The sequence below is a fragment of the Pseudomonas sp. P1.8 genome, from assembly GCF_001269805.1.
Lineage (GTDB): Bacteria > Pseudomonadota > Gammaproteobacteria > Pseudomonadales > Pseudomonadaceae > Aquipseudomonas.
On record NZ_LHVM01000006.1, the window covers coordinates 106571 to 121269 of the forward strand.

At 58.2% G+C, this 14699-nt stretch carries 13 protein-coding genes and 1 tRNA gene; 11 read left to right on the plus strand and 3 right to left on the minus strand.

What is annotated here, in order from left to right; all coding sequences use genetic code 11:
- Positions 1–13 precede the first annotated feature (13 nt).
- From infB to AD668_RS02965, 7 genes are all read left to right on the plus strand, one after another.
- Positions 14–2539, plus strand: a complete 2526-nt coding sequence (gene infB / locus AD668_RS02935; protein ID WP_053154392.1) for a translation initiation factor IF-2 — start codon at positions 14–16, stop codon at positions 2537–2539.
- A gap of 159 nt (positions 2540–2698) precedes the next feature.
- Positions 2699–3100, plus strand: a complete 402-nt coding sequence (gene rbfA / locus AD668_RS02940) for a 30S ribosome-binding factor RbfA (protein ID WP_053154395.1) — start codon at positions 2699–2701, stop codon at positions 3098–3100.
- A gap of 3 nt (positions 3101–3103) precedes the next feature.
- Positions 3104–4021 (plus strand): tRNA pseudouridine(55) synthase TruB, encoded by a 918-nt coding sequence (truB, locus tag AD668_RS02945; RefSeq protein ID WP_053154398.1) that lies wholly within the window; start codon positions 3104–3106, stop codon positions 4019–4021.
- Between the two features lie 142 nt (positions 4022–4163).
- Positions 4164–4433, plus strand: coding sequence for a 30S ribosomal protein S15 (rpsO, locus tag AD668_RS02950; RefSeq protein ID WP_011332409.1), 270 nt, complete (start codon positions 4164–4166; stop codon positions 4431–4433).
- Positions 4434–4639: 206 nt separating this feature from the next.
- Positions 4640–6745, plus strand: a complete 2106-nt coding sequence (pnp, locus tag AD668_RS02955) for a polyribonucleotide nucleotidyltransferase (RefSeq protein WP_007915263.1) — start codon at positions 4640–4642, stop codon at positions 6743–6745.
- A gap of 149 nt (positions 6746–6894) precedes the next feature.
- Positions 6895–6970, plus strand: a tRNA-Thr gene (locus tag AD668_RS02960).
- Between the two features lie 132 nt (positions 6971–7102).
- Positions 7103–7408 (plus strand): DUF6388 family protein, encoded by a 306-nt coding sequence (locus AD668_RS02965; RefSeq protein WP_053154402.1) that lies wholly within the window; start codon positions 7103–7105, stop codon positions 7406–7408.
- Positions 7409–7490: 82 nt separating this feature from the next.
- Here AD668_RS02965 and nadC read toward each other — a convergent pair whose 3' ends face one another.
- A complete protein-coding gene (gene nadC / locus AD668_RS02970; protein ID WP_053154405.1) occupies positions 7491–8339 on the minus strand; it encodes a carboxylating nicotinate-nucleotide diphosphorylase in 849 nt (282 codons plus the stop codon).
- A gap of 222 nt (positions 8340–8561) precedes the next feature.
- On the opposite strand from nadC, the gene ampD reads away from it, so the two are divergent.
- The 4 genes from ampD (at position 8562) to AD668_RS02990 (ending at position 12794) form a co-directional block, all read left to right on the plus strand.
- The gene (gene ampD / locus AD668_RS02975) at positions 8562–9122 is read left to right on the plus strand and encodes a 1,6-anhydro-N-acetylmuramyl-L-alanine amidase AmpD (RefSeq protein ID WP_053154408.1); all 561 of its coding nucleotides are present in this window, start codon (positions 8562–8564) and stop codon (positions 9120–9122) included.
- Complete coding sequence (ampE, locus tag AD668_RS02980; protein WP_053154411.1) at positions 9119–9958, plus strand: regulatory signaling modulator protein AmpE; 840 nt, start codon at positions 9119–9121, stop codon at positions 9956–9958. Before ampD ends, ampE begins: the two co-directional genes overlap by 4 nt.
- Before the next feature lie 1512 nt (positions 9959–11470).
- The gene (locus AD668_RS30265; protein ID WP_371259752.1) at positions 11471–12175 is read left to right on the plus strand and encodes a methyl-accepting chemotaxis protein; all 705 of its coding nucleotides are present in this window, start codon (positions 11471–11473) and stop codon (positions 12173–12175) included.
- A 229-nt stretch (positions 12176–12404) separates the two neighbouring features.
- A complete protein-coding gene (locus tag AD668_RS02990) occupies positions 12405–12794 on the plus strand; it encodes a hypothetical protein (RefSeq protein ID WP_053154419.1) in 390 nt (129 codons plus the stop codon).
- Here the strand turns inward: AD668_RS02990 and AD668_RS02995 are convergent, their stop codons facing one another.
- Complete coding sequence (locus AD668_RS02995) at positions 12795–13571, minus strand: TatD family hydrolase (protein ID WP_053154422.1); 777 nt, start codon at positions 13569–13571, stop codon at positions 12795–12797.
- A 3-nt stretch (positions 13572–13574) separates the two neighbouring features.
- Positions 13575–14570, minus strand: coding sequence for a catabolite repressor/activator (gene cra, locus AD668_RS03000; protein WP_053154424.1), 996 nt, complete (start codon positions 14568–14570; stop codon positions 13575–13577).
- Positions 14571–14699 lie beyond the last annotated feature (129 nt).

Consider the following 14699-nt stretch of genomic DNA (forward strand, 5'->3'; position numbering starts at 1 on the left):
AGGAGAGAAGTGCATGACGCAAGTCACGGTGAAACAACTGGCCGATGAGGTCAAAACACCGGTAGAGCGCCTGTTGCAGCAGATGCGTGAGGCAGGTCTGCCGCACACCGCCGCCGAAGAAAATGTGACTGACAGTGAGAAGCAATCGTTGCTGACTCACTTGAAAAGCAGCCACAAGGCGAAAGTGGAAGAACCACGCAAGATTACGCTGCAGCGTAAAACCACCAGCACCCTGCGTGTTGCTGGAAGCAAGAGCATCAGCGTTGAAGTACGCAAGAAGAAAGTCTTCGTACAGCGCAGCCCGGAAGAAATCGAAGCCGAGCGCAAGCGTGAACTGGACGAACGTCGCGCAGTAGAAAATGCTGCACGTCAGAAGGCTGAAGAAGAAGCCAAGCGTCGCGCCGAAGAAGAAGCGCGTCGCCAGCCTGCTGCTGCGTCTACCGCTCAAGCCGAACCTGTTGCAGCGCCAGCTGCGGTCGCCGAACCCGTGCGTGAAAGCGCTCCGGTTGTGGCAGCCGCTCCGGCACCTGCGGCCGATACCCGCAAGCGTGACGAACAGCGTCGTCCAGACAAGCCACGTGCTGACGACAACAGTCGTCGCGGTAGCGGCGATGGCGAGCGCAAAAACGCTCCGCATCGTGCTTCGGTCAAGGAAAAGGCCCCGGCTCCACGCGTTGCCCCACGTACTACCGACGAAGAAAGCGATGGCTTCCGTCGTGGTGGTCGCGGCAAGGCCAAGCTGAAGAAGCGCAACGCCCACGGTTTCCAGAGCCCAACCGGCCCTGTCGTGCGCGAAGTGAAGATCGGCGAGACCATCACTGTGGGCGACCTCGCTCAGCAGATGTCGGTCAAGGCTGCTGAAATCATCAAGTTCATGTTCAAACTGGGTACTCCAGCGACCATCAACCAGGTACTGGATCAGGAAACTGCCCAGCTTGTGGCTGAGGAACTGGGCCACAAAGTGACCCTGGTCAGCGACACCGCCCTGGAAGATTCCCTGGCTGAGTCCTTGAAGTTTGAAGGCGAGGCCGTTTCCCGTGCGCCAGTCGTGACCGTAATGGGCCACGTTGACCATGGTAAGACTTCCCTGCTCGACTACATCCGTCGTGCCAAGGTTGCTGCTGGCGAAGCCGGTGGCATCACCCAGCACATCGGTGCATACCACGTTGAAACCGACCGTGGCATGGTGACGTTCCTCGACACCCCGGGTCACGCCGCGTTTACCGCAATGCGTGCCCGTGGTGCCAAGGCGACCGACATCGTGATCCTGGTGGTTGCAGCGGACGACGGCGTGATGCCGCAGACCATTGAAGCTGTCCAGCACGCCGTAGCGGCTGGTGTTCCACTGGTTGTTGCAGTGAACAAGATCGACAAGCCGGGCGCCGATCTCGATCGCATCCGTAGCGAACTGTCGGTTCACGGCGTGACATCGGAAGAATGGGGTGGTGACACGCCGTTCGTACCGGTTTCGGCGAAGATGGGTACTGGCGTCGACGAACTGCTCGAAGCTGTATTGCTGCAAGCCGAAGTACTGGAACTGACTGCAACTCCATCGGCTCCTGGCCGTGGTGTCGTGGTTGAATCCCGTCTGGACAAGGGCCGTGGCCCGGTGGCTACCGTTCTGGTTCAAGACGGTACCCTGCGCCAGGGTGACATGGTCCTGGTCGGTTCGAACTATGGCCGTGTACGTGCCATGCTCGACGAGAACGGCAAGCCAATCAAGGAAGCCGGTCCGGCCATCCCTGTCGAGATTCTCGGCCTGGACGGTACTCCGGATGCTGGCGACGAGATGAGCGTGGTTGCCGACGAGAAGAAAGCCCGTGAAGTGGCTCTGTTCCGTCAAGGCAAGTTCCGCGAAGTCAAGCTGGCCCGTGCTCACGCAGGCAAGCTGGAAAACATCTTCGAAAACATGGGTCAGGAAGAGAAGAAGACGCTCAACATCGTCCTCAAATCCGACGTCCGTGGTTCGTTGGAAGCGTTGAACGGTGCCTTGAACGGCCTGGGTAACGACGAAGTGCAAGTGCGTGTGGTCGGTGGCGGTGTCGGTGGTATCACCGAATCCGACGCCAACCTGGCACTGGCCTCCAACGCTGTACTGTTCGGCTTCAACGTGCGTGCCGATGCCGGTGCGCGCAAGATCGTCGAGCAGGAAGGTCTGGATATGCGTTACTACAACGTGATCTACGACATCATCGAAGACGTCAAGAAAGCCCTGACCGGTATGCTCGGCAGCGATGTTCGCGAGAACATCCTGGGTATCGCCGAAGTGCGTGACGTGTTCCGTTCGCCGAAGTTTGGCGCGATCGCCGGTTGCATGGTTATCGAAGGTGTTGTGCACCGTAACCGTCCAATCCGTGTACTGCGTGAAGACATCGTTATCTTCGAAGGCGAGCTGGAATCCCTGCGCCGCTTCAAGGATGACGCTTCCGAAGTACGTGCCGGCATGGAATGCGGTATCGGCGTGAAGAGCTACAACGACGTCAAAGTCGGTGACAAGATCGAAGTCTTCGAGAAGGTGCAGGTTGCTCGCAGCCTCTAACTCGCGCACTTCAAGAGCCGTGATGGGCTGCCGCATGCAAATGCGCAGTTCGTCACCCGGACTCTAAACGCAACGCCCGGTCTGGCTTCTGTCAGGCCGGGCGTTTGCCGCTTTCAGACCACACGGGTTTCACCGTGGGGCAGTAACAGGTAACAAGACATGGCAAAAGAATATAGCCGTACCCAACGTATCGGCGATCAGATGCAGCGCGAGCTGGCACAACTGATCCGTCGTGAAGTCAAAGACCCGCGCGTCGGCCTGGTCACCATTACCGCTGTTGAAGTCAGCCGTGACGTCGGTCACGCCAAGATTTTCATTACCGTGATGGGGCAGGACAGCGCCGAAGAGATCGCTCAAAGCATCAAGGTGCTCAACTCCGCCGCCGGTTTCCTGCGCATGCAGTTGGCCCGTGAGATGAAGCTGCGAAGCGTTCCACAGTTGCACTTCCACTACGACGAAAGCGTCGTGCGTGGTGCGCATCTGTCGGCGTTGATCGAGCGCGCAGTGGCTGAAGACAACCAGAACCTGGTTGCCGCAGAACCCGAAGACACCAAGGAGTAATCGGTGGCTCAGGTCAAACGTATCCGTCGTAACGTCAGCGGCATCATCCTGCTCGACAAGCCGCTGGGGTTTACCTCCAACGCGGCCTTGCAGAAGGTTCGCTGGCTGCTCAATGCCGAGAAGGCCGGGCACACCGGCAGTCTCGACCCCTTGGCCACCGGCGTGCTGCCATTGTGCTTCGGCGAGGCCACCAAGTTCTCGCAGTACCTGCTTGATTCCGACAAGGGGTACGAAACCCTGGCGCAACTGGGCAAGACCACGACCACGGCGGATGCCGAGGGCGAAGTTTTGCAGGAGCGCCCGGTGACCGTTGGTCGCACCGATATCGAAGCTGTATTGCCGAAATTTCGTGGGCAAATCAGTCAGATACCGCCGATGTACTCGGCGCTCAAGCGTGACGGTCAGCCGCTGTACAAGCTGGCTCGTGCAGGCGAAGTAGTGGAGCGCGAACCGCGTTCTGTTACTATTACGCGCTTGGAATTGCTGGCCTTCGAAGGTGATACTGCGCGGCTGTCGGTGGATTGCACTAAAGGCACCTATATCCGCACCCTGGTGGAGGATATCGGTGAGCAACTCGGTTGTGGCGCTTACGTTGCAGAACTGCGACGTACCCAGGCCGGGCCATTCACCCTGGCGCAGACGGTCACTCTCGAAGAGCTGGAAGCGGTACATGCCGAAGGCGGTAATGAAGCGGTCGATCGCTTCCTGATGCCATCGGACAGCGGCCTGCTGGATTGGCCGCTGCTGCAGTTCTCGGAAGCGAGCGCGTTCTACTGGCTAAACGGCCAGCCAGTACGTGCCCCGGATGCTCCGAAGTTCGGCATGGTACGGGTACAGGATCACAATGGTCGCTTCATCGGTATCGGTGAAGTGAGCGAAGACGGGCGCATCGCGCCACGTCGACTGATTCGGTCAGAATGACCGGAACCAGCCCGTGTAACAGCGGGCTGGCGAGGGTGGCTGTTAACAGGCACGGTCACTACTCATTTTTAGATACAGGGATTTGTCCCTGGCCTGTTGAAACTGTTTTTCTGAAACAGTTTCCTGATAAAAGGATTGCCTCATGGCTCTCGACGTTCAAGAAAAAGCTCAAATCGTAGCTGACTACCAGCAAGCTGTTGGTGACACTGGTTCGCCAGAAGTGCAAGTTGCACTGCTGACCGCCAACATCAACAAACTGCAAGGTCACTTCAAGGCCAACGGTAAAGATCACCACTCCCGTCGTGGTCTGATCCGCATGGTAAACCAGCGTCGTAAGCTGCTGGACTACCTGAAAGGCAAGGACGTGAGCCGTTACAGCGCTCTGATCGCTCGCCTGGGTCTGCGTCGCTAATAAGCGATTGCGCTAGAGGTTGGTTGTCTGTCGTGCTCCAGTGGGTTTCCCGCTGGCGCATGGCAGGCTCCCAGCCTCAAGTTTTATCTGGATACCTGCTTTACCTGAGTGACACCTGGACAATCCAGTCGGGCCGATTCCCGGCGTTGCCCAAGAATTTCGCAAGAAACCAGTTCCCCCAAGAGCCACAAAGAAGGTAGGACACCGTGAACCCGGTAATCAAAAAATTCCAGTTCGGTCAGTCGACCGTTACCCTCGAGACTGGCCGTATCGCCCGTCAGGCCTCCGGCGCAGTATTGGTCACCGTTGACGACGACGTCAGCGTGTTGGTGACTGTAGTCGGTGCAAAACAAGCGGATCCAGGCAAGGGCTTCTTCCCTCTGTCTGTTCACTACCAGGAAAAGACTTACGCTGCCGGTAAGATCCCTGGTGGTTTCTTCAAGCGTGAAGGCCGTCCTTCCGAAAAAGAAACCCTGACTTCCCGACTGATCGACCGTCCGATCCGTCCGCTGTTCCCGGAAGGCTTCATGAACGAAGTGCAGGTAGTCTGCACCGTCGTTTCGACCAGCAAAAAGACCGATCCGGACATCGCTGCGATGATCGGTACCTCGGCTGCCCTGGCCATCTCCGGCATTCCTTTCGATGGCCCGATCGGCGCTGCCCGCGTTGCGTTCCACGAAAGCACCGGTTACCTGCTGAACCCGACTTACGAGCAACAAGCAGCTTCGAGCCTGGACATGGTCGTTGCCGGTACTTCGGACGCAGTGCTGATGGTTGAATCGGAAGCCAAAGAGCTGACCGAAGACCAGATGCTGGGCGCGGTACTGTTTGCTCACGACGAGTTCCAGGTTGTGATCAACGCTGTTAAAGAACTGGCCGCCGAAGCTGCCAAGCCAACCTGGACCTGGGCTCCTGCGCCAGAAGCCACCGAGCTGCTGGGCGCTATCCGTGCCGAATTCGGCGAAGCGATCTCCCAGGCCTACACCATCACTGTCAAGGCCGACCGTTATGCTCGCCTGGGCGAGTTGAAGGACCAGGTCGTTGCCAAGTTGTCCGGTGAAGAAGGCCAGCCTTCTTCCAGCGAAGTCAAAGCGGCTTTCGGCGAAATCGAATACCGCACCGTTCGCGAAAACATCGTAAATGGCAAGCCACGTATCGACGGTCGCGACACCAAGACTGTCCGTCCGTTGAACATCGAAGTCGGCGTTCTGCCGAAGACCCACGGTTCGGCTCTGTTCACCCGTGGCGAAACCCAGGCGCTGGTCGTTGCAACACTGGGCACCGCCCGTGACGCACAACTGCTGGACACCCTGGAAGGCGAGAAAAAAGACCCGTTCATGCTGCACTACAACTTCCCTCCGTTCTCGGTAGGCGAGTGTGGTCGCATGGGTGGTGCTGGTCGTCGTGAAATCGGTCACGGCCGTCTGGCCCGTCGTTCGGTTTCGGCCATGCTGCCTGCCGCCGACGTGTTCCCGTACACCATCCGCGTTGTTTCGGAAATCACCGAATCCAACGGTTCGAGCTCGATGGCTTCCGTTTGCGGCGCTTCCCTGGCCCTGATGGACGCTGGTGTGCCGATGAAGGCGCCGGTTGCCGGTATCGCCATGGGTCTGGTTAAAGAAGGCGAGAAATTCGCTGTCCTGACCGACATCCTGGGTGACGAAGATCACCTGGGCGACATGGACTTCAAGGTAGCCGGTACCGCCAAAGGTGTTACCGCGCTGCAGATGGACATCAAGATCAAGGGCATCACCGAAGAAATCATGGAGATCGCTCTGGGCCAAGCCCTGGAAGCGCGCCTTAACATCCTCGGTCAGATGAACCAGATTATTGGCCAGTCGCGTACCGAACTGTCGGCCAACGCACCGACCATGATTGCGATGAAGATCGATACCGACAAAATTCGTGATGTCATCGGTAAAGGCGGCGCGACCATTCGTGCGATCTGTGAAGAAACCAAGGCTTCGATCGACATCGAAGACGACGGTTCGATCAAGATCTTCGGCGAAACCAAGGAAGCGGCAGAAGCTGCTCGTCAGCGCGTTCTGGGCATTACCGCCGAGGCCGAGATCGGCAAGATCTACGTCGGTAAGGTTGAGCGCATCGTCGATTTCGGCGCATTCGTCAACATCCTGCCGGGCAAGGACGGTCTGGTTCACATCTCCATGCTGAGCGACGCTCGCGTTGAGAAAGTGACCGACATCCTTAAAGAAGGCCAGGAAGTGGAAGTGCTGGTACTGGACGTGGACAACCGCGGCCGTATCAAACTGTCCATCAAAGACGTGGCAGCAGCCAAGGCTTCGGGCGTTTAATCGACCCCCCAGCCTGACCGCTTCAACGTTGTAGAAAATGCCCCGCAGTGAAAGCTGCGGGGCATTTTTTTATGTGTGCGGGAAGATCTTTTGCTTTTGTGGTGTAGTCAGTTGCCTGGTCCCATAGTCGGTGCTAGGTTTAGCCCACCGCCCGTGTAGCTCAGCCGGTAGAGCAGCGCACTCGTAACGCGAAGGTCGCAGGTTCGATTCCTGTCTCGGGCACCAGCAACAATTGTTTTCAGATGATCCCCGAATGGTTCTGAAGGCCAGAAAACCGCGCTTTATAAGGTTTTTTGCGTCAGAGAGATCCTTGATGATCCAGATCCATCTTCCATTCCCCAGATCAGCGAGAACGCCATGACTGTTAAAGAATTGACCCAAGAAGCCCGTCACGAAGAAGCGCTGAAGAAGTACTTGCTGGAGTCGCCGCAGCTGGCCGAAGAGATCAAGGACTTGCCTGCCGACGATCAGAAAGATCAGATCCAGTGGGCGTTCGAGGATGAAGCCGACGCTCAAGGCTTGCAGCCGTGGGAGCTGACACTCAAGTACACCTCAACCCCTGAAGAGTTCGAGGCCAAACGACTTGAACTGCACAAGGAAGCAGCCGAAGTCTTGGGCGTCGAGTGGGAGGAGTACTGCGAGATGAACAATCTGGTGGTTTGACAGCAGCATCGAGCTTCAAGAGGCAAGCTGCAAGTCAAAGCAAATTCGCTTGAGGCTTGCAGCTTGTCGCTTGTAACCGCCCTCAGATACTCAGACGCATCGACAGGTCGACTGCCTTTACATCCTTGGTCATCGCACCAATCGAGATGTAATCCACCCCGGTCTGCGCAATCGGCAGCAGCGTGCTTTCATTGATCCCGCCGCTGGCCTCCAGTTTTGCCTTGCCGGCGTTCAGCCGTACGGCTTCGCGCATGTCATCCAGGCTCAGTTCGTCGAGCATGATGATGTCGGCACCAGCCGCCAGTGCTTCCTTCAATTCATCCAGACTTTCGACTTCGATTTCGACCGGCTTGCCCGGAGCGATCTTGTGCGCGGCGGCGATGGCCTCGGGGATGCCGCCGCTGGCAGCAATATGGTTTTCCTTGATCAGGAAGGCGTCGTAAAGGCCGATGCGGTGGTTGTGGCATCCGCCGCAGGTGACGGCATACTTTTGCGCCAGCCGCAGCCCCGGCAGGGTTTTGCGGGTGTCGAGCAATTTGACCTGAGTTTCGGCAACGAAATCTGCCAGGTATTGTGCGCGGGTGGCTACGCCCGAGAGCATTTGCAGGAAGTTCAGGGCGCTGCGTTCGCCCGTCAGCAGTGAGCGTGCCGGACCTTCTAGGTGGAAAAGCACCTGGTTGGGCACCACTCGTTCGCCATCAGCGACTTGCCAGTGCACCGCGACGCGGGGGTCCAGTTGCCGAAAAACGGCATCCACCCAGGCTGTGCCACTGATGACTGCCGCGTCCCGGGTAATGATGGTGGCTGTGGCCAGGCGTTCGGCCGGTATCAGCTGCGCAGTGATGTCGCCGCTGCCGATGTCTTCGCGCAACGCACGGCGTACGTTGGCTTCAATTTCAGCGTTCAGATCGGCGAGTCGTAGATTCGGCATAACGGGCTCCACAAACAAAGTGTTCCGATTATAGGGGCATGGCGCGGGCCAACCCAAGATGCGAAACGCCGCCGTCCTGTATTTGGTTGAATCCCCGACCAATCGCTTGTGAGAACGCGATATCCCCAACCCCTCAATCGCGGCAAGTGATCGCGCCCGGAGGGGCTATCGCGGCATACTGTTGCCAATACAGTCGTCATTGAAGTCATTGAAGGAACCGATATGCAGTTGGACCCCGCGAGCGGATGGTTTCAGGGCGTGCAAATATGCCCCTCACCCAACTTCAATGCGCGCCCCGAGGGCGAAGTTTCCCTGCTGGTGATCCATAACATCAGCCTGCCACCGGCGCAGTTTGCCACTGGCAAAGTGCAGGAGTTTTTCCAGAATCGCCTGGATGTCACGGAGCACCCCTATTTTGCAGGGATCGCTGACCTGCGGGTGTCAGCACATTTTATGATTGAACGAGATGGAACCGTTACCCAGTTTGTTTCGTGCCTTGAGCGCGCATGGCACGCGGGCGTTTCGTGTTTCGAGGGACGGGAAACCTGTAACGATTTTTCGGTGGGCATCGAGCTCGAAGGCACGGATGATCTGCCATTCACCGATGCACAATACCGCGCATTGACGGCGCTGACCCGGCAATTGCAACACGCCTTCACTGCGATAACGACACAGCGCATCTGCGGGCATAGCGACATTGCACCCGGGCGCAAAACCGATCCAGGGCCGGCATTCGACTGGGCACGCTATCGTGCCGCCCTGGCACAAGAGGAAGGACAATGAGTTTTCTGGTGTTGCTGTTGGCGGTCTGGATCGAGAAATTCTCGGCCCTTCGTCACCGGGTTCAGCACGATGGTGGCTGGGTAAGCGAGCTGCACAAGCTTGAGGCCAGCCCGCGACTGGAGAGCCGTCCGTGGCTGATATTGACGGTTCTGGTGTTGTTGCCAGTCGCTCTGCTGGGGTTGCTGCTGATTGTGTTGGAGCCGGTGGCCTACGGATTGCTGACGCTGCCGATTCACTTGCTGGTGGTGATTTACAGCCTGGGGCGCGGTGATTTGCTGGCGGGTCTCGGGCCGTTCCGCGATGCCTGGCGCCGGGAGGATCTGCAAGCCGCGGCCCATGTGGCGAATCGCGATCTCGGAATCTGCGCCGACAGTGGTGAACAGCTGCTGGAAAGGGTGGAAGGTTATTTGTTGTGGGAGGCGTACCAGAGTTTTTTTGCGGTGATTTTCTGGTACTTCCTGCTCGGTCCGGTTGCGGCGCTGAGTTATCGACTGCTGGCTCTGGCGCAGGAACATAGCCAGAACCCTGCCGTCGTCGAACGTGCGGCCCAACTGCGTCACGCGTTCGATTGGGTGCCGGTGCGCCTGCTGGCAGCCAGCGTTGCCCTGGTCGGCAATTTCGTTGCGGTCAGTCGAGTGATGCTGCATGAGTTGCTGAACTGGAACATCAGCGCCGCCCAACTCATCGAGAAAGTCGGGCTGGTGGCGGGTGAAATTCCCGCTCCGGTGGTGGGACCTGAAGGCATCAACAACTTGGACCGGATCTGGGAGCTGCTGCTGCGTGCCGCGGTGCTGTGGTATGCCGGATTTGCGCTGTGGACTGTTTTTCGGCCCTGATTTCTGCCTGGAAATAAAAGGTCGCATTCATTGGGCGCTGCCGGTGCCTGCGATCTTTGCCGTTTACCTTAAGTTACAAAGCCTTCCGCCGATTTAAGTTATACAGAGATAGCACCGCATAGTGGCTATCTGCTGTCGGTCTGCGGCTGCTCATAAAAAAAATAAGAAATCGAAGGGAGACATCCAGTGAAGAGCTTGCTCTATCCCGCTGTCGCGCTGATGAATCGCTTGAGCTTCGGCATGAAGTTCAGCCTGATCAGCGTACTGTTCCTGGTGCCGATGCTGGTGACCAACTTTTATCTGGTGCGCGACTCCTATCGCGAGTTTCAGGGTACGCAGGTCGAGCTGCAAAGCCTTGAACTGTTGGGCAGCAGCCTGACATTGCGGCGTGATCTGGAAACGCTGAACAACCTGGTGCAGATCAATGTCACCCTCGGCCAGTCCGGCAAGGCCGGCAATGTCGAATCAAAAATCAACGCGCTCGAACAAACTATCCTGAATCGCCTTCAAGGGCTGACGGCGATGACCACCGAACCCGAGCAGGTCGCGGTGTTCGACGGTAAACGCGATGAAATGATTGCCGCATTCAAGGCCCAGCAGGCGGAAAACTCCCTGCAAAGCAAAAGTGCGCTGATCGGCAAGCTGGTGGGCAATGCACAGGTCTTCAGCCAGGTCATCACCACTCAGGCCGGACTGAGTCGCGACAACCAGAGCGACATTCGTCAACTCAGCGAACTCGTCACCCTAGTAACTCCCCGCGTAACCCAGATCCTTGGCGAAGGTCGGGCGATGGGTTCCTATTCGTTGGGGCAGGGTTTTATCAACTCGGCTTCCAGTACCCGTTTCGATGAATTGCTGGCGCAAATTGAAAAGCTCCAGGCCGAATATGCCTTGAAATTGCAGGACGCCTTGAGCTCCAGCAAGGCCGCACGCGATTCCTTGGCCGCGCAAGCCGATAGCAGCCGGGTGTCTTTGAAGAAGGCCAGCGAGCTGTTCGAGGAGCAGGTGGTCATGGCCGATACCCTCGATGCGCCGTGGCAGGGCTTTTACGATCAGGCGACTGCCCTGATGGATCAGACCTACCAGCTCAACGAAGCGACCCTGAAGTTTCTCGGCCCTCAGTTGCAACAACGACTGGAGCAGAACCGCACTCACATGATCTTGCAGGCCGTGGCGCTGTCGGTGGTGTTCGTGCTGATTTTTTATCTCTACGGCGCTTTCTACGCCTCGACCCGCACCACGCTCAAGCGCTTGGGTGCGATGATGGACAAAGTGGCATCGGGTGACATGACCGTGACTTTCAGCGCCAATAGCCGCGATGAACTGGGCGAGTTGGGCGAAGTGTTTAACGGCACAGTGAAAAAAATCCATGACCTGATCGAACGGGTCGGGCACACCGTTAGCGAAGTCGAGCGTCAAGCCGGGCAGGTGGAAAACGTTTCGGCGCAGAGCAACCAGGCTGTCGCCGGCCAGCGCACGCAGATCGAGCAAGTGGCTACGGCGATGAATCAGATGTCGGCGACTTCTCAGGAAGTTGCACGCAGCGCGGCGGCGGCGGTGAGCAGTGCGCACAGTGTCAACGACGAGACCATCAGCGGGCGCGGTCTGGTCGAATCCCAGCAGGGCAGCATTACGGCGCTCGCCAATGAAATCGATCAATCCGTGGTGGTGATCAATCAACTGGCCAGTGACAGCCAGTCGATCAGCCGCGTGCTGGAAGTGATCAAGAGCATCGCCGAGCAGACCAACCTGTTGGCGCTCAACGCGGCGATTGAAGCCGCACGGGCCGGTGAGCAGGGTCGTGGTTTTGCGGTGGTGGCGGACGAAGTCCGGACCCTGGCCAAACGCACTCAGCAGTCGACCGAAGAAATCGAGCAGATGATCACCAAGCTCCACGGTGGCGTCGGCGCAGCGGTCAAGGCCATGGGCATCAGCCATCAGATGGCCAATGGCACGGTGAGCCAATCGGAGAAGGTCCAGCAGGCGCTTGAGAACATTCTCGGTGCGGTCGGCATGATCGTCGACCAGAACCAGCAAATCGCGGCGGCGGTGGAGCAGCAAACCGCTGTGGCTCACGACATCGACCAGAACATCGTCGAGATCAACCGCGCCGGCGAGCGTACCGCCGAGGGGGCCCACCAGACCGAAGATGCCAGCCGTGCGTTGTCGATGCAGGTGGTGGAGTTGAAGCAGTTGATCAGTGCGTTTCGGGTATAGCGGTCGCCTGATAATCCATCTGGGAGCGAGCCCTGCTCGAACGCGGTTTGTCAGTGACATCAATATTGGCTGTGCCGCCGTCTCGCGAGCAGGTTGGGTGTGTTACTGGGTGGTTTCGTAGTGCTTTTTCCCTTTTAGGGTAGGAGTCTTCCTGATTATCTCCCTGAGCTGGAAATTGAGCTTCAATCAAGGGAGATTACACGGCCAACCACATGGAGGAGGCAGGGTTATGTCTTTTGCAAAAACAGGACTCCAGGGCCGCTGCGCCCATTGCCAGCGCACCCTGTTACTCAAGGCCTGGCAACTCAATGCCATTGCAATCAACGAAGCATTCACCTGTTCCCACTGCCAGAAATTTTTGCAGCTGAGCGATCCGAAACAGATCAAACGCTTCAAATCACTGGACTCGGTGGCCATGTTGAAGGCAAGCCTGTTGGTCACGATTTGTACAGCATTATTGGTGGCGTTAGTGCTGGAGTGGGTCGGAATACTCAGCGTGGTGGAACAACTGAATTTTTCTCTGTTGGCGCTTTTCGTGTACTTCATCGCCCTGCGGTTTGCCCGCCAGCGCCAGCACATGACGTTGTTGCTTGAGGCCGCAAGGGCTCACATCGACTGATCACCAGTCGAACAGTTCACAGGCGTTAGCGGTACTGGCCGCGGCCAATTGCTCGGGACTGATCGCCATAATCCCTGCCAGTGCCGCGCAGATCGCCAGCAGATGCGCCGGGCTGTTGCGTTGACCGGGGAACATGGCGGGCGCCATGTCCGGGGAGTCGGTTTCCAGTACCACAGCATCCAGCGGCAGCTCGGCGAGCACGCGGTGCATGCGTAGCGCTTGAGGCCAGGTCGCGGCGCCGCCCAGGCCGAGTTTGAAACCCAGCCTGATGTATTCCCGGGCTTCTTCGCTGCTGCCAGCGAAAGCGTGGATGATGCCGGCGCGCTTGAGTTTGAAGCGCTTGAGCGTGGCGATCACTGCGGCATGGCTGCGCCGTACATGGATCAGCGCTGGAAGATTGAAGTCCGCCGCCAGTTGTAGCTGTGCGTCGAACAATGCCTGCTGGCGTTCGCGGTCGAGGGTTTCGATGAAATAGTCCAGACCGATTTCGCCCACAGCGCACAGTTGCCGATGGCCGGCCAGACGGGTCAGCCAATCGCCGAGTTCGCTCAAGTCTTCAGGGCGATGGTCGTTCAGATACACCGGATGCAAACCGAACGCCGCATACAGGTCGGGATCGCTTTGCACCAGCTCCCAGACCCGCTGCCAATTGCCTTGATAAACCCCCAGCACCACCATGCGCCGCACGCCGAGTGCGCGGCTTTCGTCCATCAACGCCTGACGATCAGCGTCAAAATCCGGAAAATCCAGATGGGTGTGGGTGTCGATCAGTTCCACGGCTCAGTCCTGACGAATCCGCTGCTTGAACGTCCGCCCGATGGCCTGCACGCCAGGCTGGTAATCGGACTGTTCGATGGCGGCCAGGGCCAGCGCGAGGGCCTTGTCGGCAATCAGCTGATGTTGTTGGGACATGGCGTTGACCGGCAGCGGCAGGAAGTCCAGCAGTTGCGTGTCACCGAACGTGCCGAGGCGTAGCGGACGGTTTTTCAGCGGGAAGTCGTGCAAGGCGTCGAACACACCCTGGAGCAGCACGTAGGAAGTCGTCACCAACGCATCGGGCAAGTGCCCCAGGCGCTGCAGCAGATCTTCCATCAGTTGCTTGCCGCACTCGCGGCTGAAGGACTCGCCTTCTTCGATGAGAATTTCACCGTTGAATCCGGCCAGGGCCTCTTTGAATCCGCCGGCGCGCTCTTGGCTGATACTCAGCTCCGGACGGGCGCCGATCAGCGCGATCTGTTTGGGCAAAGGATCGAGCAGGCTGCGGGTCAGATGCAGGCTAGCCTCGCGGTCGTCGCTGATCACCGAGCAAAAGTGCTCAGGGTCCATGACTCGGTCGATGGCGATGATCGGAATGCCTTTGGCCTGCAACTGGCGATAGCTGTCGTCACCGGCCGGCAGGCAACTGGCAACGATCAAAGCGTCGCAGCGTCGGGCGCGGAATAGTTGCAACAACTGCCGCTCGCTGTCCGGTGCATCGTCGGAACTGGCGATCAGCAACTGATAGCCACGAGCTCGCGCACCTTGTTCCAGCAATTTGGCGATACGGGCGTAACTGGGGTTTTCCAGATCCGGCAGAATGAACCCGAGCGTTCGGGTGTGCCGGCTGCGCAAACCGGCGGCCTGTGGATTAGGCGTGAAGCCATGTTGTTCGACGACCGCCCGCACGCGTTCGACGGTGGCGCGGCTGATGCGCTGCTGTTCGGCCTTGCCATTGATGACGTAGCTGGCAGTGGTAACGGACACACCGGCCAGCTGGGCAATATCGCTGAGTTTCAACCCGCTGTTTCCTTGTTTTTTCGAGTTAGCCCCGAGATTTTCGTCAATCCTAACCGATTCAGGCAGGCGACCATGGTCGCAACGCATCCGACAAGTTGAGCTTCAAGGATGGGTCATTATCGAGTAACG